This window comes from Cochlodiniinecator piscidefendens (assembly GCF_011326755.1).
In the GTDB taxonomy this organism is placed as follows: Bacteria; Pseudomonadota; Alphaproteobacteria; order Rhodobacterales; family Rhodobacteraceae; genus Cochlodiniinecator; species Cochlodiniinecator piscidefendens.
In genome coordinates, this window is sequence record NZ_JAAOIE010000003.1 from 102,535 (window position 1) to 124,695 (window position 22,161).

The following is a 22,161-nucleotide window of genomic DNA, read 5'->3' on the forward strand; positions in this document are numbered from 1 at the left end:
TTTACGCTCCATTCAGTTTCGCAGCGGCGGATTTGACGGCTTCGCGTATACGAGGATACGTGCCGCAGCGACACAGGTTTGCAGACATCGCGTAGTCGATATCGTCATCCGTCGGATTCGAGTTGAAATCTAAAAACGAAGCGGCGGCCATGATTTGCCCTGATTGGCAATATCCGCATTGGGCAACCTGATGTTCGATCCACGCGGTTTGTACAGCATGTAGGCTTTCTGGAGTGCCGAGCCCTTCGATGGTTGTGACGTTCCCCTGAACATCGCTTGCCGCGATAGAGCAAGAGCGTACTGCCAGCCCATCAATGTGCACGGTGCATGCGCCACACTGGGCGATACCACAACCGTACTTCGGCCCGGTAATACCTAACTCATCGCGTAATACCCAAAGGAGTGGCATGTCTTCTTCGACATCGACTTCATGTGTTAGCCTGTTTATCGATAGCTGCATTGGCTGTCTCTCCTTAGGTGTGCCCATATAGTATAGTCACGGTGGATTGTTTTTCGAACTTGCTAATTGCGCCAATGAAGTAACATTTCGTGCCAACTGAAGTTCGCGTCTGGATATTGAGTGTTTCTTTGGGCAATCTTGGAAACAGAAAACTGGAAACATCTATGCAACGCCAAGAACGCTACCCTTACGGAAAATCCCTGCCGCAAATATGCGCTGTTTTGAATATTGATCAGGATCAGGTGATCCGACGTGCTGGTTTGAACACAGATGTACATTTTCAAGAGGGGAAGGGGGTAACTGGACCTCAGTTTTTTGATTTGTGGCGCGCAATTGAAGCCGAGACAAACCGCCCAGATTTTATCCTGTTTCTAGGGCAGGCCTTTGCTCGTGGTCCATTTACGCCGTCTTTGTTTGCTTTTTCATGTAGCCCTAATGTGGAAATTGGATTGACCCGATTGGCGTTGTTTAAACCGCTGATTTGCCCGATAAAGCTGGAGGTGGAGCGGCTGGAAGCCGCGATTGAATTTAGCTTGTGCTCATTGCTTCCTAATGATCCGATTCCTGGTTCGATGGCGGCTTTTGAATTGGTGTTCTTTCTTGAATGTTGTCGAAGTTTTACTGCGCATCCCATGGTGCCTTTGGCATTAGAAGCCCCTGAAAGTGCGACGCATACGCCTTCTTTGCGACCTTTCTTGGGGGCCGATGTGCACGAAGGGCCTGTTCCCAAAATAACATTGTCGCTGGAGGACGCTCAACGGCCTCTCATTTCAGAAAACGCAGAGCTTTGGCGTGGATTTGAATCCGATCTACACCGCCAATTGCTTGAACGCGAAGCTGGTGTTTCAATTGCAACTAAGGTTCGTGAGGTCTTGCTTGAATTATTGCCAAGCGGGAAGTCTTCGGTCGATGCGGTTTGTGGGCGGCTTAATGTAAGCCGTCGGAGTTTGCAGCGTCATCTAAAAGCAGAAGGGTTCACTTTCCAACGTATTCTGGATACGACGCGCTCTGATCTTTCGTTACACTATCTCAAGCATGACGATCTGAGGATCGAGGAAATTTCCTATCTTCTGGCCTTTAGGGATCCAAATTCGTTTTATCGTGCCTTCCATGGATGGACTGGGATGACGCCTATGCAGGCGCGCGCTCAGGTTTCGGGATGAGAGCCCAATCTGCGGAAAATTTCAAAAGCTGCGTCGCGAACCTGCGTACGGATGAGTTTAATCTTTGCGGGTGTCATGCGGCTAGAGGGACCGGACACTGAAATTCCCGCAACGGCTTCGCCAAAGTTATTAACGATTGGGGCTGCGATGCAGCGCATGCCGTCAGTTTTTTCTTCGTCATCGAAAGAAACACCGTGGGCGCGGATGCGTATTAATTCGGAGCGTAAAACATCGGGGCTTGTGATTGTTTTGCGGGTATATTGCGTGAGAGTCGTATCGCGTAAATACCGAGCGAGCTGATCTTCGTTGTAGAGGCTAAGCAGAACCTTCCCAATCCCAGAGGAATGCATATCTGTACGCGTCCCTGGTGCAAAGAATGCTCGGATTGTTTCTTGGGTTTCGACCTGACCGATGAACATCACCTTTGAATTACGTTCGATGCCAAGGTTCGCTGTTTCACCCGTCGTTTCCATAAGGGTGCGCATAATAGGACGGCTGCGTTCTAATATGCCGGCGCTGCGTAGGAAAGAGGAGCCAATGCGAAAGGCGTTAGGCCCGATGTGCCAAGTTTGCTCAGCGGTGTCGAACTCCACGAATTCGCGGGCCTGAAACGTTGATAATACGCGGTACATCGTGGCAGCTGATTGATCTAAGCTTTTGGCAATCTCGGTTAAAGTCAGTCCATTGGTCTCAGCGAGAGTTTCGAGCACATCAATCGCGCGATCTAAGGATTGAATCGTGTTTTGCGATGCGTTCGTCGAAAAGCCTTTTGGCCGGCCACGGTTGCGGTTTGATGTTGACATCTGATGAGTCGCCTTGAGTTTTTTGCTCGGTATACAATTGTATGAAAAATGATTTCATACAACAAAAAAATTTAAATGTTTGTAAAATAACAAAAATATATGGAATTTGTAAAAATGAAAAACAGTTTCAAAAAAATTGCGCAACATGGGGCGCACACATAGGTTTGTTGTAACCCAACGATGGAGAAGACCCATGAGCTTTCAAAACCCTGTATTTATCCCCGGTCCAACCAATATGCCCGAAGCGCTGCGCAAGGCTGTGGATATGTCTACACTTGATCACCGTTCGAGTTTGTTTGGCGATATCTTGCACCCAGCGTTGGAAGGGGTGAAGCAAGTGCTTCAGAGCCCGTCCGCAGAGGTGTTTGTTTTTCCGTCAACTGGCACTGGTGGATGGGAAGTTGCGTTGTCTAATACACTGTCACCTGGTGACAAAGTTTTGGTGGGTCGTAATGGGATGTTTAGCCATCGCTGGATCGACATGTGCAACCGCCATGGACTTGATGTCGAAGTGATCGAAACCGCATGGGGGGATGCTTTGCCTGTTGATCGATATCGGGCTGCATTAGCAGCAGATACAGGCCATAAGATCAAAGCGGTTCTCGCCACGCATAACGAAACGGCAACGGGCGTCCGTTCAGATATCGCAGCATTGCGCGGAGCAATGGATGGGGAAAACCACCCGGCATTGTTGCTTGTAGATGGTGTAAGTTCAATCGGCTCTATGGATTTCCGCATGTCCGATTGGGGTGTGGATATCGCAGTTACGGGTTCACAAAAGGGTTTCATGCTTCCTCTTGGTTTGGCAATTGTTGGATTTAGCCCAAAGGCAATAGCGGTTGTTGAACAGGCAAAATTGCCTCGGACATTTTTTGATATTCGGGACATGCGTGCCGGATATGCGGCTAACGGATATCCTTATACGCCACCAGTTGGTTTGTTGAATGGTCTAAAGGCATCCACAGACATGCTGCTTTCTGAGGGGCTTTCGAATGTCTTTGCACGTCACAATCGTATAGCAAGCGGTGTACGCGCTGCTGTGTCTGCTTGGGGGCTTGATCTGTGTGCGTCCTCACCTGATGCCTACTCGGATACCGTAAGTGCAATTTACGTGCCGGAGGGATTTGACTCTACTGCATTGGTCACGCACGCTGCGGATAAATATGGCGTTGCCTTTGGTATTGGTATGGGGGATGTCGCCGGAAAAGTATTCCGCATAGGCCATCTGGGCTGTATGACAGATGTTATGGCCCTTTCAGGTATTGCGACCGCAGAAATGTGCATGGCTGATATGGGGATTAATGTTCCGCTTGGCTCAGGGGTTGCCGCAGCACAAGATTATTACCGCAACAGTGTTGGGTCCGAAATTAAGGTCGCCGCATAGGATCTGCGCTGCAAAGTAAATCAACAAAGGCAGAGTGGTCTTTGGTGTGGCCGTCGGCAGTGTCCCAAGTCAGCCAATACCCCTCTGTCATTTGCACTTTGGGTTCCTGAAGCGGGACCAAGGTCCCTTTATGCAAATATGGGGAGAGAATTCCACGCGAACCCAGTAAGACACCAATGCCTTGCGTCGCTGCACTAAGGGCATGGGTGAAAGAGTCATAACGAAAATTAGGCGGCTGCGGTGGTTGCACCCCTGCGGCATTAGCCCAATCAAGCCAGCCAAATCTAGGCCCTTTTGTTGCGATAAGCGGTAGCTCTCGCCAGCTTGGCGAAGTTTGCAACAGCTGCGGTGTGGCAACGGGCATTAATACTTCTGAAAATAGCTTGCGCGCCTTTCGCCCACTCCATTCTCCATCACCAAACCTAATTTCGAAATCACCCTTTTTGGGTGTAAAATCTGCACTAAGCTGCATGGTCGAGAGAATGATTTGCACGTTAGGAAACTCTGCATGCAACAAAGGAAGTCGAGGTGTTAGCCAGAGATCAATGATCGTTGCCGATGCGGTAATGCGGAGTTTTCGGCGTGTTGCGCCAAACAGATCAGCAGTGCTGCGGCGAAGAGAGGTAAGCGCAGCGGAAACATGTGGTGCGTAAGCCTCTCCATCTAATGTTAGTTCAACGCCGCGCGCTTGTCTGTGAAATAGGATTACACCAAGCGTTCCTTCTAGATTGCGGATGCGCTGACTTACAGCGGCTTGGGTCAACGATAACTCATGCGCCGCCGCAGTAAAGTTTCCTAATCGCGCAGCCGCTTCAAACACGCGGAGCCATTCCAATGGCGGAAGTGGTTTTTCATCGTGCTTAGAAGGCATAACAGTTTCGACCTCTCAGGGGGTAAAATGCTTTATTGTACTTATGCCTTAACTCGTCAACACTTACGCCAGCGAAGCAAAGGATTTGGAAATGCTCCAATTTACATCAGCCACTCGGGCCGAAGACGGCAGCACAGTAACTTTAGGTTGGGCGACAGGGGAAACGGCGCGTTTCCACGCAATTTGGTTGCGCGATAATGCCCAAGACGCAGAAACACGTGACCCGGGCAACGGGCAGCGCTTGATTGCGCTGCGCGACATTCCTGTCGATACAACGGTTAGCGATGTATCCGCAGAGGGTGCGCAATTGTCGATCACTTTTGCCCCGGAAAACAAAACTGTGACCTTTGATGCAGCTTGGTTGCTTGGCCACCGGTACGACGTAGGGGGGAAGACACAGTCTGGTTGGACCGCAGATACCGTTGAAACATGGGATTCAGATCTCATGACCGGGATTCCTGTTGGTGACTTTAGCGCCGTTAGCAAAGATCGCGATGCGTTGAAGGATTGGCTGTTTGGTGTGCGTCGCTATGGTTTTGGCAAACTGGTGAATGGCCCGATCGAGGAAGGGGCGCTGACCAAAGTTGTTGATCTGTTTGGGTATGTGCGCGAAACCAATTATGGTAAGTTTTTCGAGGTGCGCACCGAAGTAAATCCAACCAATCTGGCCTACACTGGATTGGGCCTGCAGGCCCATACAGACAACCCATATCGTGACCCAGTGCCAACAGTTCAAGTCCTTTACTGCCTTGAAAATTCGGCCGAAGGTGGGGAAAATATGGTTGTGGATGGGTTCCGCTGTGCCGAAGTCTTGCGCACGGAAAATCCACGTGGTTTTGAACTTCTCAGCAAATATTGCGCTCGGTTTGAATATGCTGGGGGCGATGGGGTGTGCCTAAGATCCCGCCGCCCAATGATTGAATTGGCACCTGATGGCGAAATGATCGGTGTACGTTTTAACAATCGTTCATCGGCACCCATCGTTGATGTACCTTTCGATGATATGGCGGATTATTATGCTGCCTACCGTCGATTGGGTGAAATCATCGACGATCCCGCAATGGAAGTCACATTTAAACTGTCACCAGGTGAAAGCTTTATCGTTGATAATACGCGGGTGCTTCATGCACGCAAAGGTTATTCTGGCGAAGGGTCTCGTTGGCTTCAGGGATGTTACGCGGATAAAGACGGTTTAAACTCAACCCTCGCGGCGATGGAATTGCAAAGCGCCGAGGCGGCACAATGAGCAAGCCAGACTTTACCACACTCACCCCAGACAATATCGTCGCCTTTCTCGAAGACATCTTCGAGAGGCGGGGCGGCGAGGAATATCTAGGCGAACCGGTAACTATGGCTGAGCATATGCTTCAGGGCGCAACCATCGCTGAGCAAAATGGTCAAAGTGACATTATCATTGTTTCGGCGCTATTGCATGACGTGGGGCATTTTACGTCGGAATTCGGAATGTTCTCAATGGATGATACTGAAGATCGGTACCACGAAGAGGCAGGCGCAGAAGTGCTAGAGCAGTTTTTCCCAACAGTCGTGACGGATTGTGTTCGCTATCATGTTGCGGCAAAGCGCTATCTTTGTGCGACTAAACCAGAGTATTTTGAGCGTTTATCCGAAGCCTCTATTCATTCATTGAACCTTCAGGGTGGCCCGATGAATGCTGAAGAGGTCGCTGAGATGGAGAAAAATCCAAACCTCAAAGAGATTATCCAAGTGCGGTATTTGGATGAGGCAGGAAAACGCGATGATATGGATACGCCGCCGTTTGGCTATTTTGCAGAGCGGGTGCAACGTGTTGTAGATGCGCATTGCGCGCAATAAGCTAACTTGTTTGTAAGAAGGGCGCGAATGACTTTCGCGCCCTTCTTATTTTAACCGTTCTCGCGTAGGATGGCCCCAGCAAGATAAAGAGAGCCGCAGATCAAAACCCTCGCGTTTGGATCTTTTACAACGATGGCTGCGATCGCAGCTTCGGCAGACTCTGCAGTTGTTGCGTTCATTCCCTCATCTATTGCGGCTTGAGCAGTATCTTCTGCAGGAAGTGTGTTTTGCTCACCCGGAATAGATATGGCAGTCAGGCTTTGGGCGCAGGTGGCCAGAGGGCGTAAATACCCACTGATGTCCTTGGTGTTCAACATGCCACAAACAATATGCGTTGGTCGCTCAGGCAAACGTTTCAGTACCTTTGCAAGTGCTTCGCCCGCCGCGGGGTTATGCCCGCCGTCCAGCCATAGCTCAGCGCCCGCTGCTGCATCAATGAGGGGGCCATGGCGTAGCCGCTGCATACGTGCGGCCCATTCGGCTTGAGTGACTGCAGCTTCGCAAGCTGTGTTGTCAAAACCCAGAACGCGTAACGCGGCAATTGCGGCGCCCGCATTTTGAATTTGATGTTCACCAAGCAATACCGGCAAAGGCAAATCCAGCAATCCGTTGTCGTCCTGATAAATCAGACGTCCACGTTCTTCTGAAACGTGCCACTGCTGACCATAGGCAAACAAAGGCGCGCCTAGCTTAGCGGCGGTTGCCTCAATCACATCCATGGCCTCATCGGGTTGCGGGCCAACAATGCAGGGAACGCCACGTTTGATGATACCTGCCTTTTCCGTCGCAATTTTGGTCAGTGTGTCGCCCAAAAACTGTTCATGATCGATGGAAATTGGCGTGATGACGGACAATGCGGGCTGATCGATGACGTTTGTTGCGTCCAAACGTCCGCCCAAGCCCACTTCGAGAAGTGTATAGTCGGCAGCGGTGCGCGAAAATGCGAGCAATCCAGCCACAGTTGTAATTTCGAAATAGGTGATGCTTTCACCGCCATTGGCGCCGTAGCATTCGTCCAAAATCTCGGTCAGATCTGCCTCAGAAATCAAATCACCGGCAAGCCGGATACGTTCGTGAAAACGTGCGAGATGCGGTGAGGTATAGGCGTGAACGGATTTTCCAGCCCCCTCAAGCCCTGCACGGATCATTGCTTGGGTGGACCCTTTGCCGTTGGTGCCTGCCAAATGAATGACAGGCGGTAGCTTTTTCTGCGGATTGTCCAATGCGCCAAGCAAACGCCAAACGCGATCCAAAACCAAATCCATGACTTTGGGGTGCAGCGCCATCATCCGTTCGAGGATGATGTCCGAGTTTTGTTGTGTCACGCGCTGGTTTCCTCAGACCTTGTTGTATCTAGAGCTTCTTCTGCAATCGGTGCCGGAAGATCACCCTTGATGGCTGGAGTTTGCCCCATCAACATACGGGTAATTGTGATCAACTCTTCGCGCAGGTCTTTGCGATGCGTCACACGGTCAAGCATCCCATGGTCGAGCAAATACTCGGACCGTTGAAAACCTTCGGGTAGTTTTTCGCGAATGGTTTGTTCAATCACACGCGCGCCAGCAAATCCAATAAGTGCATTGGGTTCAGCAATTTGAACATCACCCAGCATCGCGTAGGATGCTGTCACGCCGCCGGTGGTGGGGTGGGTCAGAACCACGATATAGGGCAGGTTTGCCTCGCGCAGCATTTCAACGGCGACCGTTGTGCGCGGCATTTGCATGAGGCTTAGAATACCTTCTTGCATCCGGGCACCACCAGCGGCGGAAAACAGAACAAAGGGTTTGTTCATCGCAACAGCACGCTGGGCACCAGCCACAATTGCGTTGCCAACATACATACCCATTGACCCACCCATAAAGGAAAAGTCCTGCGCAGCAGCAACGATAGGGGTGCGGCCAATGTCGCCTTCTGCGACCAGCATCGCATCGCGTTCGCCGGTTTTCTTTTGCGCGGCTTTCATTCGATCAGGGTATTTTTTCTGATCCTTAAAGCCCAGCGGGTCGGCCACAACTTCGGGCACGTCCACTTCGGTAAAGATGCCTCCGTCAAATAAGGCTTCGAACCGTTTGCGTGGCGTAATTGCCATGTGATGTTCACACCCTGAACACACATTCAGGCTGTCGGCCAGTTCCCGGTGGAACAACATCGTTCCGCACTCTGGACACTTGGTCCAAAGATTATCTGGAACCTCCCGACGCGAAAATAGGGAGTTAATAGTGGGGCGGACGTAGTTCGTGATCCAGTTCATACGCAAGGGCACCTTTGATCTATGGTTGCCCTGAAATAATGTGCAACGACGGGAATTGCAATCAACGCCGCAATGCAATCCGTGCTGCAAGCCAAGCAATCAACAAAAATCCGCATTGAATTATCATTGTTGTCGTTGGAAACGGTTCGCCTGAAACGGCAACTCTATCATGATAAAGCGCAAGTCCACCCATGGCGCCTGGGCTGCCAACCAACAGTAATGCAAAGACATTATTTGCAAAATGGAATCCCAACGCCGCACCAAGTGTCCCAGAGCGCGCTGTCAAATCCGCAGCTAAGACGCCAAAAAGCCCGGCCCAAATGACGATAAATGTATTATTTTCCCCATGAATGTTTGGCGCATAATGCCCCGCAGCAAAAAGAAAAGAGGGTACTAATATCCAAATCAAAGGCGATTTGAACCGTGCGGCCAGCTGGCTTTGGAGATATCCGCGAAACAATACCTCTTCTGCTCCGGTTTGAATGAGGATAGCGATCAAGGAAAATGGAAGAAGCGCGATCCAAGTTGATAGGGAAAGTGCAGGATTTCGTAGTGCATCACTGCTTTCGCCGTCACCGTATGGGGGCAGTACCGCTAAAGCTACATTGAGAAGAACGATCGCGATAACAACACGCCAGAAATCATAGGCCACGCCACGAAAGGAACCAAAAAGGCTCCGAAAGGGCCGTTTGTGTAGAAATCGCACAACAAAAAAGCAAGCAATCCAAAATCCAACAAAACTAAACAGCAATGCGAGCGTCCACACGGGACGCAGCCCTGTTTCCACCGCAGTCTGAACCGCCCAACGCGGTAGCCCGGCGATGCCAGACAGTAGATCCCAATAAAGATGAAGACAAAGAGGATAAGCCACAGCAATCATCACACAGCCTACGCATATTCGCCAAATTTCGTTGCTTCGGCGGGCCGGGGCGATAAGTCGTTCATAGAAAGGATAGTTCATGATATGTTGGCCTAAAATTCCACACCCTGTTGTGCCCCTAAATTCGGGTTCATGACAAGTGGATGTCTGCTTATAATGTATGACCAGTCTTGCGCGATGCTTTTGGGTTCTCTAGGCCTGAACAAAAAACGAGAGTATAATGCCTTTTAATAATTTTTTATTTCCACGTAAGATTTTGTTGGCGCTGTTTGGGGGGGTGTTTTTGCCCGGATGCCTGGCCAGCAACCTGTTTCCTGATGAGCAAAGCCAGACCGAAACACAGGCAGTTTTGCGCAATGAGGTTATTGTGTCTGCGCCAACTGGGTATTGCCTGTCTTCGGCAGCGCCTCGTACTGATGGTACTGTGCTTTTTGGGTCGTGCGCAGCATTGAGACAAACAAGTTTTGTAGGGTCTTTACCTCATGGCGCAGTTGTTGTTGTCTCTGTTGGGGTAAAGATTGAACATGATTTGAATGATGTATTTTCTGAACACCTTCAGGGGTTTTTCGCGACCGAAACAGGGCATACTGCGCTCAGCCAATCGGATGACGCAAATGCAATGACGATTCACGCCAACACAATTGAGGATGATGTTCTTTTCCTGCGAATAGAAGATCAAAGTGACAATTTTGAGACTGCCTTAGATCGAACCTATTGGCGCGGAGTGCTTCCTATAAATGGGCATTTGGTGTCAATTTCAGTGTTTTCCAGTACGGTAACGCCGATCAGTAGGGCTGAAGGCCGCGAGATTTTGGAGGCATTTGTTCACGAAATGGAAACAGAAAACGTGGAAATGTCATGACTTATTCTTCTATTTTTCGGAATAGTTAATTATAACCTTGGAAAAACCGGGTCGAACCGGTCAGCGTAAGGTGTATGTCTGAGCATGGCATTTCGTTTAAAATCAGTTGCTTATAAAGTTGTTCACCAGCGGTTTTTACGGCGTTGGGAGAGGCTTGCAAAGAATGCGGACAAAATGAGTCTGACATCTTTGCGCAAGTATCGCAGTCGCGCGCGTCAACTGCGCCGGTCGCTAGATCGATTATCTTATATTGCAGACAACCGTTTGGCGCTTCCTTTGATAGGTTCAAACGCGTTTCCGACACCCCTGAAAACGGATTGGGCCTACCGCCCTGAGCTATGGACAAGTCCAGTCACCCCGGCGGGTCTAGCTGCGGTGGAAAGTCGGGCAATGATTGGGCAAGAAGCAACCATTTTTCACGATTGCCAAATTTCCGAACTGACCTGTCGCCAATTGCGAAATACCCGCGAGGCTGATCTCGCACCCTTTGGGTTTCGTATGGATGTGTTTCGGTTCGACGGAAGTTTTCTATCGCTGGTCATTGATTTGCCTCCGTCGGCAACTCAGGGACTGCGTAAGAAGCACATGGTGCGCATGGATGTGATCGCCGAGTTGGAAAAACCCCTCGAAATATTTGCGCGCCTGAACGTGAAGCACGGCCCGAATACCGAACAAATTGTACGTGAACTTCCGGTTGGTACTGATGAGGTTATGGTTGAATTTGATCTGGCCTATACAAAATTGAATGAAAAGCGCGTTGAAAAAATGTGGGTTGATTTGATCTTTGAAGGTCCAGAGATGAATCAAATCATTTTACGCGATGTCACATTCAGTCGCCGGCCGCGCGCAGAACTTTAAGGAGCGGATAGATGGAACACACAACACTTACCCACACCCGCACCAAAGAAGGCGTCTGGGAAGGCGTATTGCTTCTGGCTGAAGATGCGGACCCAATTCCTGATCTTTCGGTTACTTACCTAGAGCAACCTTTGGAAAACGTTGAACTCACCGAAGATGCGGGCAACGGACAATGGATCTTACGGTTTCATATTCCGCTTGAAGCTTTGACCGATGGAGTTCAAACCTTTTTGATTACCGACAAACGCAGCGGCGAACGTCTTGGGTCTTACACACTCGTAACTGGTCAGGCGCTCGAGGATGACTTTCGCGCAGAAGTCGATCTTTTGCGGGCGGAACTTGATATGCTTAAGCGCGCATTTCGCCGCCATTGTCTGGAAACCAGTTAAACCTTATTCGCCTTAGTCTGCATAAGTGCTGTTCTCATCTTCTCTAGCGGAATTGCCGAAGAAATATCATGGGCGGAGGCTAAAATAATAGGTTCTGCAGCAAAGCTATCTGAAATGGGCACATTGCACAGCTGCTGTCCATCGTAACTTTGAGAGGTCGGTGGGGTGGTGTAGCTGATACCTACGCCTTCACCGTGGGCGGCCAAACTGCGCATTACTTCAATTGACGAGGTGCGATGTTTGACACGTGGATTTGCTCCGATCCGCCGAAACAGCCCGAGAACATGGCGTATCGATAACCCCTCTTCAAACAGGATCAAGGGACAATCCGCCAATTCCGCAAGCGAGACTTGTGGGCGTTGTCCCATCGGATCAGTTCTCGCGAAAAATGCACTGGGGGCAATATCACGCCAAACCTGCTTGTCAAAACTGGCGTCCAACCCCAGATCGTACGTAATGGCCAAATCAACGGTGTTATTAAGCATGTCGCTCGCAAGTTCGGAGAACCCGGCAATTTTGTATTTAACATCAACGCCGGGTAGGGCGGCGCGTAACTGCGATAAGGCTGGTGCGAGGTACAGCGGAGCGATGTCTTCAAAGCAACCGAGTGTGACACGCCCGGCAATATGGCGTGCTGCAGCGCGGGGGTCTTCCAGACTTTGGGCTTGGCTTAAAATATCGGCGGCACGTTCGACAAACGAGTTCCCAAATTCGGTCGCAGTAATCCGCGCGCCCTTTTTTCTAAGAAACAACTTTTGACCTAAATGCTGTTCTACTTGAGTCACCGCAACAGATAAGGATGGCTGTGAAATGTTCAGATGCGCGGCTGCCTCTGTTAAGCTATCTGCAGCCGCGACCGCAGTTATGTATTCCATTTGTCGAAGTGTAATATATAGCATAAAACTATATCTATATTAGATATATATTATTGGAAGCTAAAAGTGAGTTTTACTATGGTCGCTTGGAAACAGGAGACGCAAAATGATTCATCCCCTTCTTACCCAAGAGCAAATCGACGCATATCAACGCGATGGCGTTGTCGTGGTCAAAGGTCTGTTTAAAGACCATGTTGAAACGCTTCGCGCGGGTGTCGAGAAAAACATGACCGAACCAGGGCCTTATGCCGCGGAAAACCTGAAAGCAGGCGAAGGTGGACGGTTCTTTGATGATTATTGCAATTGGACACGCATTTCCGAGTTTGAAGATGTCATTCGCAACTCGGAAGCAGGTGCCGTCGCTGCCGGTTTGATGCAGTCACAAAAGGTGCAGGTGTTTCATGATCATGTTTTAGTCAAAGAGCCGGGCACATCCAAACCAACGCCATGGCACCAAGATGGCCCATACTATTTTGTAGAGGGTCAGCAAAACGTTAGTTTCTGGTCACCACTTGATCCCGTGCGCGAAGCTTCTTTACGCTGTGTTGCTGGGTCGCACCTTTGGGAAAAACCCGTATTGCCAACACGCTGGCTATCCGAGGAAAATTTCTATCCAGATGACGATGCTTATATGCAGGTTCCTGATCCAGACGCCGAAGGAATGGATATCAAAGAATGGGAAATGGAACCCGGAGATGCGGTCGCGTTCAACTATGGAATTTTGCATGGCGCACGTGGCAATAATGCGGGATTGCGTCGTCGCGCGTTTTCACTGCGTTTGGTTGGGGATGATGCGCGTTATGTGGAACGCGCAGGTCCCACGTCACCGCCGTTTCCGGGACACGATATGAAACCGGGCCAAACTCTGCGCGAAGATTGGTTCCCAACGATCTATCAAGCCTAAGAAATGGAAGTGCATAAATCGTATGCATAAAAACCATACGAAAACCATACGATTTATGCATACAAACCATATGCCTATTTTTCGAGTTCTTGCTCTAAAAACGCTTCAAATGCGTCTAGGTTCACGGCCTCGAATTGTCCAAAGCCTTGCATCCAAATTGACGCATCTTTCAGGGCATCTGGTTCCAGTTTACACCACTTAACGCGTCCGCGTTTTTCTTGGGAAATAAGCCCGGATTTGGTTAATATGACCAGATGCTTTGAAATGGCGGCCAAAGACATTTCAAATGGTTCTGCAACGTCAGTAACAGCCATATCGTCCTCTAACAGCATCGAAAGAATTTCGCGGCGGGTCGCATCAGATAGTGCGGCAAATATGGTGTCGAGTTTGTTTTGCATGGCGTTTTATCTGCAAGGCATTGCTGAATTAGTCAACCAGATGGTTGACTTTCCGTTGTGGCGGGCGTTTGTCTTTGCGTGCAGAGTAGGGGTGTTATTCGCCAATATCTTTGCTGTGTTTTCGCTCAAAATTGGATTGATCAAATGACAGCGCGCTACTGGTTTCTTATCTTTATTCTTGGTATTGGCTGGGGTTCTTCCTTTATTTTCAATGAAATACTTCTGCGCGAAGTCGGGCCGTTCACGATGTCACTGGGGCGTACGGGGCTCGGGGCATTGGGATGTTGGGTGTATGCGTTGGCAGTTGGTAAATCCGTTTTTCAGTCGCCCCTTATTATTCTTGGAATGGTTCTGTTGGGAACGATTAACTACGCGATCCCATTTGCAGTTTATCCCGTGAGTCAGCAGTACCTCGCAGGAGGCGTCGCAGGCATCATCAATGCGATGACACCGGTGATGGTCGTCATCGTGTCGCAATTTTGGCCCGGCGGCGAAAAGGCGACTTTCTTAAAAACACTTGGGATTCTAGCCGGGTTTGCCGGGATTGCCGTATTAACGCTGCCGTCGATAGAGCAAGGCGCACAATCGGAGATCTGGGCGATCCTCATCGCACTCATCGCTCCGGTTTGTTACGGTATCGCCGTCAACATGGCGCGGCGATACAAAGATCTCGACCCGGTCATTTTGGCAATGTGGTCATTGACTGGCGGGGCATTGGTCATAGGCCCTGTTGCGTTCACGCTGGAAGGCCTGCCGCATATCACACAGGCCGAAACGTGGTTTTCGTTTGCCATTATAGGATTTGTTTTAACGTCAGCTTCTTTCATGGTCATGTTCTGGTTATTGCCTAGAGTTGGGGCGACGGCTACGTCCACCGTTACCTTTATCGCGCCAGTCTCTTCTATTTGGCTTGGCTCCCTCGTGTTGGGGGAGCAGGTAGAAAACAGTCACCTTATAGGGATGGCAATCATGTTCGTTGGGCTTCTGTTGATCGATGGTCGGTTGTTTGGGCGCAAGAAAGCCACGACAATAAAAGTATGATCAACCAAATGGTTGAATATGACAGGCCACGGCGACGGGCGAGTGGTTGTAAATTTATTCATTTTAAATCAGCCGCTTACAGGTTGTTTGGCTATCTTGGGAATCTCTTGACTCTGAGAGGCCTTCTGCCTAGGTTCCCGGCAACTGTCTAAGGGTGGCGAAAACGATGTCTGACAACCCCGATCCTAACCGGCTCAAGGCGCTGGATGAACGGATTGGTGCGTTGAAAAAGGCTCAGGAACCGGAACCGCGCATAGATGAACATTATTCAACGGCCAATATGGCCTGGCGGATGGTGATAGAACTTGTAGTCGGTCTCGCGATTGGCTTTGGCATTGGATACGGGCTGGATCTGCTTTTTGGGACCACGCCGATATTGATGGTGCTGTTTATATTGCTGGGTTTTGCAGCAGGGGTGAAGACAATGCTTCGCACCGCTCGGGAAATCCAAGAGGAACAAGTGGCGAAAGCCGCAAAAGAGACGAAAGACTAGATGCACAGCATCTGGCGAAGGAGCGAAATACTGATGGGTAAGATTGCATTAATTCTGGCACTGGTCATCGTTGCAGCCGCAACACTTTTCTTGCAGCCAGAGCATGCTGGGTTGGCCATTCACCCGATGGATCAGTTTGAAATTTCGCCGCTGTTCGGTCACGGCGATATCAGCTGGTACACACCTACCAATGTAACGGCTTGGATGGCGATTGCGGTTCTTTGTATTATCTTGCTCTTGGTTGTTGGAACGCGTCGCCGCGCGATTATCCCAACACGCACACAGTCAATCGCTGAAAGCGCGTATGGCTTCGTTTACAAAATGGTCGAAGATGTTGCAGGCAAAGACGCTGTTGGCTTTTTCCCATATATCATGACTTTGTTCATGTTCATCGTATTCGCAAACTTCCTTGGCTTGCTGCCATTTAGCTTTACAACAACGTCACATATCGCGGTCACTGCAATCCTTGCGATGCTGGTTTTCCTGACTGTTACGATTGTGGGCTTTGTTAAGAACGGAACTGCATTCCTTGGTTTGTTCTGGGTGTCATCAGCGCCGCTTGCGCTGCGCCCGGTTCTCGCAATCATTGAGCTTATTTCATACTTCGTACGTCCAGTTAGCCACTCTATCCGTCTTGCGGGTAACGTCATGGCCGGACACGCAGTTATCAAAGTGTTCGCCGGCTTTGCAGGTGCCTTGGGCATGTTCGCTTTCTTGCCGATCTTCGCGATCACTGCGGTTTACGCACTCGAAGTTCTTGTGGCCTTCATTCAGGCTTACGTCTTTACCATCCTGACTTGTGTTTATCTAAAAGATGCTCTGCATCCTTCACACTAAGTCAAGATCCCGAAACATCACTAATATCTAGCCAAATTCCAACGTAAGGAGAAATCGACATGGAAGGCAATATCGCAGAAATGGGTCAATTCATCGGTGCAGGTTTAGCAGCTATCGGTTCAGGTGCTGCAGCTATCGGTGTAGGCCACGTTGCTGGTAACTTCTTGGCAGGTGCATTGCGCAACCCGTCAGCTGCTGCTGCACAAACTGCTACGCTCTTCATCGGCATCGCGTTTGCTGAAGCTTTGGGGATCTTCTCGTTCCTCGTCGCTTTGCTTTTGATGTTCGCCGTTTAATCCTTACGGACCATCCTTACGTGCGGATGGCTTGATATTCTGGCCATCCGTATAACAGAGGTTCCGAGGAGGAAGACATGGCTAACGACACGCATAGTGCCGACACAGAGACCGCACATGGTGCGGTAGACGCTGCACACGGTGCAGCAGGTCATGCAGAAGCTGCATCGGCAGGTATGCCGCAGCTCGAGTTTGCGACCTTTCCAAACCAGATTTTCTGGTTGATGGTCACGCTTGTCGTGATCTACCTCGTCCTATCACGCGTTGCTTTGCCCCGTATTGCGGCAGTTTTGGCAGAGCGTCAGGGCACCATTGCAAACGATCTTGCCCAAGCTGAAGAGCTGAAGCAAAAAGCGGTTGCTGCAGAAGAGGCGTACAATCAGGCTCTTGCTGATGCACGTACAGAAGCACACCGGATTGTTGCTGAAACCAAAGCTGAAATTCAGGCTGATCTTGATGCGGAAATCGCAAAAGCTGATGCTGAGATAGCCGCAAAAGCAGCTGAATCAGAAAAAGCAATTGCAGAAATTCGCGCGAGTGCTGTCGAAAGCGTTCATGAAGTAGCCAAATCAACTGCGGCTGAGATTGTTGGATCCCTCGGGATGTCTGGCGATGCAAAAGCAATTGAAGCAGCTGTTGCTGAACGTGTGAAAGGATAAGATGATGAAAAAACTATCTATCCTTTTTACGTTGACTGCTAGTCCTGCGCTGGCCGCATCTGGCCCGTTCTTTTCGCTCTCTAACACGAACCTAGTGGTTCTGGTTGCATTTATCTTGTTTGTTGCGGTGTTGATGCATTTCAACGTTCCAAGCATGATCGGTGGAGTGTTGGATAAACGTGCTGAAGGCATTAAATCTGACTTAGACGAAGCCCGTGCACTGCGTGAAGAAGCGCAAACAATTTTGGCATCTTACGAGCGTAAGCAAGAAGAAGTTAAAGAGCAGGCTGACCGTATCGTTGAACATGCGAAAGCTGAAGCTGCTGCCGCCGCTGTAGCCGCTAAAGAAGAGCTGAAAGGCACTATTGCCCGCCGCCTTCAAGCTGCTGTGGATCAAATCGCATCTGCAGAAGTTTCCGCTGTTAAAGAAGTACGCGATACAGCGATTACCGTTGCAGTTGCCGCTGCAAGTGATGTCATCGCTAAGCAAATGACAGCGACCGAAGGCAATAAGCTGATCGACGCGGCCATCGCTGAGGTTGATACAAAGCTACACTAATCATCTCTTTTCGATGATAGTTTAAAACCCGGCTTTAGGCCGGGTTTTTTTATTTTGATTTTTGATGCGCAAGTCGTCGTTGCGCTTGTAGTTCATTTTGATCTGTTTTGCGTTGGTTGGTCATGCAGAGCTCTACATAGTCCATATGGGCTTTTACGGCATCGCTTGCTGCGTCAGGATCTCTGGCTTGAAGTGCAGCGTTGATTGCTCTGTGTTGGTTCAAAAGCTTGTCTCGGTTCGTCCGCTGCTTAAACATGATTTGACGATTGTAGAAAACGCCTTCTCGCAAGAGATCGAACATTGAACGCATCATATGTTGCATGACAACATTGTGGCTGGCTTCGATAATCGACAAGTGAAACTCAGCGTCTAAGCTGGCTTCTTCCTGAGGGTTGCGCTTGGTATGTGCGATTTCCATCTTGCGGAAAATAGTGTCGATGACGGCCAAATCGGTATTTGATCCGAGCTCTGCAGCGCGTCGGGCAACCATTGCCTCTAAATCACGTCGAAATGCAATGTAGTCAAATACCGCTGCATCGTGCGTGCTGAACAGTTTGATCAATGCAGGCGAAAAGGCTGAGCCTAAAACCTCAGCTACATAGATACCAGCGCCGGCTTTGCTGGTGAGCAATCCGTCAGACTGCAAGTCGGAAATCGCTTCACGCAATGAAGGGCGAGAAACGCCAAATTTTTCGGACAATTCCCGTTCTGAGGGAAGGCGTTCGCCTGGTCGTAAAATACCGCGCAAGATCAAATCTTCGATTTGGCGCACAACGGCATGAGAGAGCTTTTCAGCCTGAATTTTTTGAAAGGGCATAGTATCCTCTGCGCAATTGGTAAAATCATATGACCAAGTGGGCAGTGGGACAACCAAAAAGGCCGGGCTATGCCCGGCCTGTTCTATTAGTTCGTTGTTGGTCGAATAATGAGTTCTACGCGTCTATTTTGTGCACGTCCATCTGGCGTCAAGTTCGACGCAATTGGTTGACCCTCTCCGCGGCCAAACGCGCGTACACGATAAGATGAAACACCTTCGCTTAGGAGAACGGATGCCACAGTGTTGGCGCGCTGAGTGGACAGGTTTTGATTGTAACCCGCGTCACCTGTGTTGTCGGTATGGCCGATGACGTCAACCGTGGTGTCCGGATAGCTCTGAAGGTTCTGGGCCAACACGCGAAGATCGCGACGCAGATCTGAACGAAGGCTTGAACTGTCTGTAGCAAATAGCAGGTCTTGCGGCATGGTCACCACAAGTTCATCACCATTGTTCTGCACATTGATTTGATCATTCCCGAGATCACGCTGCAAATCTGCGGCCTGTTGGTCAAGGTGGTTGCCAATTAATGCACCAACACCAGCACCGACTGCGCCACCAACAAGAGCATTGCGGAAGCGGTCATTACCGCTTTCGCGTGTGCCGCCAATCAACGCGCCTGCTAGGCCACCAATGATTGCGCCATTTGCTGTGCGATTTGGTGAGCCATCAGGGCGAGAAACGCCTGTACCTGTGTCCATACAACCCGAAAGGGCCAATGCCCCAGCGGTCACAAAAATTAGGGGAGCTTTTGCTCTCATGCTTTTAGCCTCGTGTCGTTTGATACTGTAATTCATATGGTCTTCTTTACTGAAAACCCTAATGTTATCGAATATCAACGCTGCAAAAACACCTGAACTGGCAGCAAACCGCTTGCTCAACCGGCTTTGCTATCTTCGCGCGCGCTTTCCCAAGCTAACATCGCGCGTTTCACAGGTATGCCCCAATGGTATCCGCCAAGTGCTCCGGATTTACGTAATGCGCGGTGACAAGGGATAAGCCAACTCACTGGGTTGCGGCCAACGGCGGTTCCGACGGCGCGGACGGCTTTGGGGTTGCCGACTGCTTGGGCAATTTCTGAATATGTTGTGACGTGGCCGGAAGGGATTTGTAGAAGGGCCTCCCAGACTTTGATCTGCAAAGGCGCGCCGATCATAAATAGTCGGGTCTCAGTGCCGGCCAACGCACCGTCGATCCATGGTTGAAGGATTTGAGGCGCTTCGTTGTAGTGCGCTTTGGGCCAACGGCTTTGCATATCGCGCATGGCATGATCACGTCCACATTCTGACGAGAATGCCAATCCACATAAACCGCGCTCGGTTCCCATTGCGAGCATTTCACCAAAAGGCCCATCGAACCATCCATATGAAATCGTAAGCCCATGGCCCTTGGCGGCATATTCGCCTGGGCTCATCGCCTCCCATTTGATGAATAAGTCATGAAGCCGTCCACCCCCGGACAAACCGGCGCTATGGGCCGTGTCCAAAACCGTCATTCGATCCTGCAGGAGTGTTTTAGCGTGGTTCAGCGTGAGGTATTGTTGATATCGTTTAGGGGAAACGCCAACCCATCGACTAAACACACGCTGAAAATGTGCAGAACTCATGTCCATTTTCTGTGCGAGTTCGCTCAGCGAAATTTGCGTGTCGCCTGCATCGATTTCATCTAACGCGCGACGGATCAGATTAAAATGATAACTGTCTTCTTGTTGCATGATGTTCTCCGTATTCTTTGTAACGCTAAAAAATTTCCACTGGGTTTGCGACCCGAATATTGCGCGAAAATATGGTAGCCCGATGAAGAACGCGGTTCGAAGATGAAAGGCTGGACCTGTGTGAACCGCACGGGCATATAGGTGACATGATACAAAAGCCAGCCAAACAGCTTAGCTACCCCGTTCTGAGGGAGATTTTCACACGGTTCCGGGATCAAGAGCCAGAGCCAAAAGGTGAACTAGATCATACCAATGCCTATACGTTGGTTGTGGCTGTCGCTTTGTCCGCACAAGCCACAGATGTTGGTGTGAACAAAGCAACCAAAGAGTTGTTTAAAATCGCTGATACGCCACAAAAGATGCTTGATCTGGGGATCGATGCCCTTACCGATCATATCAAAACGATCGGTCTATTTCGGCAAAAAGCCAAAAACGTGATGAAAACGGCGCAGATACTGGTGGATGACTATGGGGGCGAAGTGCCCTCTTCTCGGGCGGCACTCGTATCGTTGCCTGGTGTTGGGCGTAAGACAGCCAATGTTGTGTTGAATATGTGGTTTAAACAACCGGCACAGGCTGTGGACACGCATATCTTTCGTATTGGCAACCGCACAGGTATTTGCCCAGGCAAAGATGTGGATGTTGTTGAACGTGCTATTGAGGACAACATACCCGCTGAATTTCAACATCATGCACATCACTGGTTGATCCTACATGGGCGCTATGTTTGTAAGGCGCGCAAACCCGCCTGCAGCAATTGCATCATCCGCGATCTCTGCCCGTTTGAGGAAAAGAACATATGACGAAGAAGTACCAAGTGGTCGGCATCGGTAATGCCATGGTTGATGTGCTAACCCACGCTGAAGATTCCTTTCTGGCTGAAAATGGTGTCGAGAAGGGCATCATGCAGTTGATTGATATGGAGCGGGCGGTCGAGCTTTACAGCCATATGGGCCCCGGACAGCAAATTTCCGGCGGATCAGGTGCAAACACAATTGCTGGAATCGCTGGTCTAGGTGGGCGTGCAGCCTATGTCGGAAAAGTAAAAGACGATCAGCTTGGTGAAATCTTCGCCCACGATATGCGGGCACTTGGCGCCGCGTATGAAACGCCTCTTATGGACGCGCAAAGTGCATTGGAAACCGGGCGCTGTATGATCATCGTGACCCCGGATGGTGAGCGTTCGATGAACACCTATCTGGGAGTGTCAGAGTTTCTGACGCCCGAAGACATTGATGAAACTATGATGGCGGACGCTGAGTGGATTTATCTTGAGGGGTATCGTTTTGACGGCCCCGATAGCCATGCCGCATTCGCGAAGGCAATAGCAGCCTGCAAAGGCGCAGGTGGCAAAGTTTCAATCACTCTGTCCGATCCGTTTTGTGTAGAGCGTCACCGGGATGCTTTCCGTTCGGTGATCAAATCCGATGTGGATCTGTTGTTCTGCAATCGCGCTGAAATGCTGTCGATGTACGAAACCGACGATTTTGACGCGGCATTGGCTATGGCCGCGAGCGAAGTCGAGATCGTTGCGTGTACAGATTCTGACAACGGCGCGCATATCTTGGCAGGTGGTGAACGTTATCATGCCCTGGCCGTTCCGACCGATATTGTTGATGCAACCGGGGCAGGCGATCTTTTCGCAGGCGCATTCCTGTGGGGGCTGACCAATGGACACGATGTGGAAACCTGCGGGAAAATGGGTTGTGTTGCGGCGTCCGAAGTGATCAGTCACATTGGGGCGCGCGCTGAGACAAACTTGTTGTCTCTTTTTGAAAAGCACGGCTTACTCTGATGGGTAAAAAGGCGCGGATTAT

At 50.1% G+C, this 22,161-nt stretch carries 27 protein-coding genes; 16 read left to right on the forward strand and 11 right to left on the reverse strand.

Annotated elements, in window-relative coordinates:
• Window position 1: 1 nt before the first annotated feature.
• Window positions 2-460 carry a (2Fe-2S)-binding protein gene (locus G9C99_RS09320; RefSeq protein ID WP_166417229.1) on the reverse strand — a complete coding sequence of 153 codons (459 nt, stop codon included), beginning with the start codon at window positions 458-460 and terminating at the stop codon, window positions 2-4.
• A gap of 164 nt (window positions 461-624) precedes the next feature.
• On the opposite strand from G9C99_RS09320, the gene G9C99_RS09325 reads away from it, so the two are divergent.
• Window positions 625-1,623 carry an AraC family transcriptional regulator gene (locus G9C99_RS09325; RefSeq protein WP_166417230.1) on the forward strand — a complete coding sequence of 333 codons (999 nt, stop codon included), beginning with the start codon at window positions 625-627 and terminating at the stop codon, window positions 1,621-1,623.
• On the opposite strand, the gene bhcR is transcribed toward G9C99_RS09325, so the two are convergent.
• Window positions 1,608-2,426 carry an HTH-type transcriptional regulator BhcR gene (gene bhcR / locus G9C99_RS09330; protein ID WP_166417231.1) on the reverse strand — a complete coding sequence of 273 codons (819 nt, stop codon included), beginning with the start codon at window positions 2,424-2,426 and terminating at the stop codon, window positions 1,608-1,610. The genes G9C99_RS09325 and bhcR overlap by 16 nt on opposite strands.
• 193 nt (window positions 2,427-2,619) lie before the next feature.
• On the opposite strand from bhcR, the gene bhcA reads away from it, so the two are divergent.
• Window positions 2,620-3,810 carry an L-aspartate--glyoxylate aminotransferase BhcA gene (gene bhcA, locus G9C99_RS09335; protein WP_166417232.1) on the forward strand — a complete coding sequence of 397 codons (1,191 nt, stop codon included), beginning with the start codon at window positions 2,620-2,622 and terminating at the stop codon, window positions 3,808-3,810.
• Here the strand turns inward: bhcA and G9C99_RS09340 are convergent.
• Window positions 3,794-4,681 carry a LysR substrate-binding domain-containing protein gene (locus G9C99_RS09340; RefSeq protein ID WP_166417233.1) on the reverse strand — a complete coding sequence of 296 codons (888 nt, stop codon included), beginning with the start codon at window positions 4,679-4,681 and terminating at the stop codon, window positions 3,794-3,796. The two genes, bhcA and G9C99_RS09340, sit on opposite strands and share 17 nt — an antisense overlap.
• 91 nt (window positions 4,682-4,772) lie before the next feature.
• On the opposite strand from G9C99_RS09340, the gene tmpA reads away from it, so the two are divergent.
• Both tmpA and tmpB read left to right on the forward strand, forming a co-directional pair.
• Window positions 4,773-5,927: a 2-trimethylaminoethylphosphonate dioxygenase gene (tmpA, locus tag G9C99_RS09345; protein ID WP_166417234.1), complete on the forward strand. Its 1,155-nt coding sequence runs from the start codon at window positions 4,773-4,775 to the stop codon at window positions 5,925-5,927.
• Complete coding sequence (gene tmpB / locus G9C99_RS09350; protein ID WP_166417235.1) at window positions 5,924-6,514, forward strand: (R)-1-hydroxy-2-trimethylaminoethylphosphonate oxygenase; 591 nt, start codon at window positions 5,924-5,926, stop codon at window positions 6,512-6,514. Before tmpA ends, tmpB begins: the two co-directional genes overlap by 4 nt.
• 50 nt (window positions 6,515-6,564) lie before the next feature.
• Here tmpB and G9C99_RS09355 read toward each other — a convergent pair whose 3' ends face one another.
• The 3 genes from G9C99_RS09355 to G9C99_RS09365 form a co-directional block, all read right to left on the reverse strand.
• Window positions 6,565-7,839 (reverse strand): bifunctional folylpolyglutamate synthase/dihydrofolate synthase, encoded by a 1,275-nt coding sequence (locus G9C99_RS09355; RefSeq protein ID WP_331459986.1) that lies wholly within the window; start codon window positions 7,837-7,839, stop codon window positions 6,565-6,567.
• Window positions 7,836-8,765 carry an acetyl-CoA carboxylase, carboxyltransferase subunit beta gene (gene accD / locus G9C99_RS09360; RefSeq protein WP_166417236.1) on the reverse strand — a complete coding sequence of 310 codons (930 nt, stop codon included), beginning with the start codon at window positions 8,763-8,765 and terminating at the stop codon, window positions 7,836-7,838. Before accD ends, G9C99_RS09355 begins: the two co-directional genes overlap by 4 nt.
• 61 nt (window positions 8,766-8,826) lie before the next feature.
• The gene (locus G9C99_RS09365) at window positions 8,827-9,726 is read right to left on the reverse strand and encodes a CPBP family intramembrane glutamic endopeptidase (protein WP_166417237.1); all 900 of its coding nucleotides are present in this window, start codon (window positions 9,724-9,726) and stop codon (window positions 8,827-8,829) included.
• Between the two features lie 139 nt (window positions 9,727-9,865).
• Here G9C99_RS09365 and G9C99_RS09370 point away from each other — a divergent pair, with 139 nt between their 5' ends.
• From G9C99_RS09370 to G9C99_RS09380, 3 genes are all read left to right on the forward strand, one after another.
• A complete protein-coding gene (locus tag G9C99_RS09370; RefSeq protein ID WP_166417238.1) occupies window positions 9,866-10,507 on the forward strand; it encodes a hypothetical protein in 642 nt (213 codons plus the stop codon).
• Between the two features lie 84 nt (window positions 10,508-10,591).
• Window positions 10,592-11,365, forward strand: coding sequence for a DUF6478 family protein (locus G9C99_RS09375; protein ID WP_166417239.1), 774 nt, complete (start codon window positions 10,592-10,594; stop codon window positions 11,363-11,365).
• Between the two features lie 11 nt (window positions 11,366-11,376).
• Window positions 11,377-11,754, forward strand: a complete 378-nt coding sequence (locus G9C99_RS09380; protein ID WP_166417240.1) for a hypothetical protein — start codon at window positions 11,377-11,379, stop codon at window positions 11,752-11,754.
• Here G9C99_RS09380 and G9C99_RS09385 read toward each other — a convergent pair.
• Window positions 11,751-12,653 carry a LysR substrate-binding domain-containing protein gene (locus G9C99_RS09385; RefSeq protein ID WP_166417241.1) on the reverse strand — a complete coding sequence of 301 codons (903 nt, stop codon included), beginning with the start codon at window positions 12,651-12,653 and terminating at the stop codon, window positions 11,751-11,753. The genes G9C99_RS09380 and G9C99_RS09385 overlap by 4 nt on opposite strands.
• Window positions 12,654-12,735: 82 nt before the next feature.
• On the opposite strand from G9C99_RS09385, the gene G9C99_RS09390 reads away from it, so the two are divergent.
• Window positions 12,736-13,533, forward strand: coding sequence for a phytanoyl-CoA dioxygenase family protein (locus G9C99_RS09390; protein WP_166417242.1), 798 nt, complete (start codon window positions 12,736-12,738; stop codon window positions 13,531-13,533).
• Between the two features lie 74 nt (window positions 13,534-13,607).
• Here G9C99_RS09390 and G9C99_RS09395 read toward each other — a convergent pair whose 3' ends face one another.
• Entirely contained in the window at window positions 13,608-13,931 is a 324-nt protein-coding gene (locus G9C99_RS09395) for an ArsR/SmtB family transcription factor (protein WP_166417243.1), read from the reverse strand.
• Window positions 13,932-14,075: 144 nt separating this feature from the next.
• Between G9C99_RS09395 and G9C99_RS09400 the strand changes: the two genes are divergently transcribed.
• From G9C99_RS09400 to G9C99_RS09425, 6 genes are all read left to right on the forward strand, one after another.
• Window positions 14,076-14,972 (forward strand): DMT family transporter, encoded by an 897-nt coding sequence (locus tag G9C99_RS09400; RefSeq protein WP_166417244.1) that lies wholly within the window; start codon window positions 14,076-14,078, stop codon window positions 14,970-14,972.
• 166 nt (window positions 14,973-15,138) lie between these two features.
• Window positions 15,139-15,465, forward strand: a complete 327-nt coding sequence (locus G9C99_RS09405) for an AtpZ/AtpI family protein (RefSeq protein ID WP_166417245.1) — start codon at window positions 15,139-15,141, stop codon at window positions 15,463-15,465.
• A gap of 33 nt (window positions 15,466-15,498) precedes the next feature.
• Entirely contained in the window at window positions 15,499-16,302 is an 804-nt protein-coding gene (locus G9C99_RS09410; protein WP_166417246.1) for a F0F1 ATP synthase subunit A, read from the forward strand.
• 59 nt (window positions 16,303-16,361) lie between these two features.
• Window positions 16,362-16,598 (forward strand): F0F1 ATP synthase subunit C, encoded by a 237-nt coding sequence (locus G9C99_RS09415; RefSeq protein WP_166417247.1) that lies wholly within the window; start codon window positions 16,362-16,364, stop codon window positions 16,596-16,598.
• Window positions 16,599-16,675: 77 nt separating this feature from the next.
• The gene (locus G9C99_RS09420; RefSeq protein WP_166417248.1) at window positions 16,676-17,257 is read left to right on the forward strand and encodes a F0F1 ATP synthase subunit B'; all 582 of its coding nucleotides are present in this window, start codon (window positions 16,676-16,678) and stop codon (window positions 17,255-17,257) included.
• A 1-nt stretch (window position 17,258) separates the two neighbouring features.
• Entirely contained in the window at window positions 17,259-17,816 is a 558-nt protein-coding gene (locus tag G9C99_RS09425) for a F0F1 ATP synthase subunit B (protein WP_205859839.1), read from the forward strand.
• A 49-nt stretch (window positions 17,817-17,865) separates the two neighbouring features.
• On the opposite strand, the gene G9C99_RS09430 is transcribed toward G9C99_RS09425, so the two are convergent.
• The 3 genes from G9C99_RS09430 to G9C99_RS09440 form a co-directional block, all read right to left on the reverse strand.
• Window positions 17,866-18,633 carry a FadR/GntR family transcriptional regulator gene (locus G9C99_RS09430; protein WP_166417250.1) on the reverse strand — a complete coding sequence of 256 codons (768 nt, stop codon included), beginning with the start codon at window positions 18,631-18,633 and terminating at the stop codon, window positions 17,866-17,868.
• 86 nt (window positions 18,634-18,719) lie between these two features.
• Window positions 18,720-19,391: an OmpA family protein gene (locus G9C99_RS09435; RefSeq protein WP_166417251.1), complete on the reverse strand. Its 672-nt coding sequence runs from the start codon at window positions 19,389-19,391 to the stop codon at window positions 18,720-18,722.
• A 116-nt stretch (window positions 19,392-19,507) separates the two neighbouring features.
• Window positions 19,508-20,344: a methylated-DNA--[protein]-cysteine S-methyltransferase gene (locus tag G9C99_RS09440; RefSeq protein ID WP_166417252.1), complete on the reverse strand. Its 837-nt coding sequence runs from the start codon at window positions 20,342-20,344 to the stop codon at window positions 19,508-19,510.
• Between the two features lie 146 nt (window positions 20,345-20,490).
• On the opposite strand from G9C99_RS09440, the gene nth reads away from it, so the two are divergent.
• Together nth and G9C99_RS09450 are read left to right on the forward strand one after the other, a co-directional pair.
• Entirely contained in the window at window positions 20,491-21,147 is a 657-nt protein-coding gene (gene nth / locus G9C99_RS09445) for an endonuclease III (RefSeq protein ID WP_166417253.1), read from the forward strand.
• Window positions 21,144-22,139, forward strand: coding sequence for an adenosine kinase (locus tag G9C99_RS09450; RefSeq protein WP_166417254.1), 996 nt, complete (start codon window positions 21,144-21,146; stop codon window positions 22,137-22,139). The genes nth and G9C99_RS09450 overlap by 4 nt, the downstream gene beginning before the upstream one ends.
• Window positions 22,140-22,161: the final 22 nt, after the last annotated feature.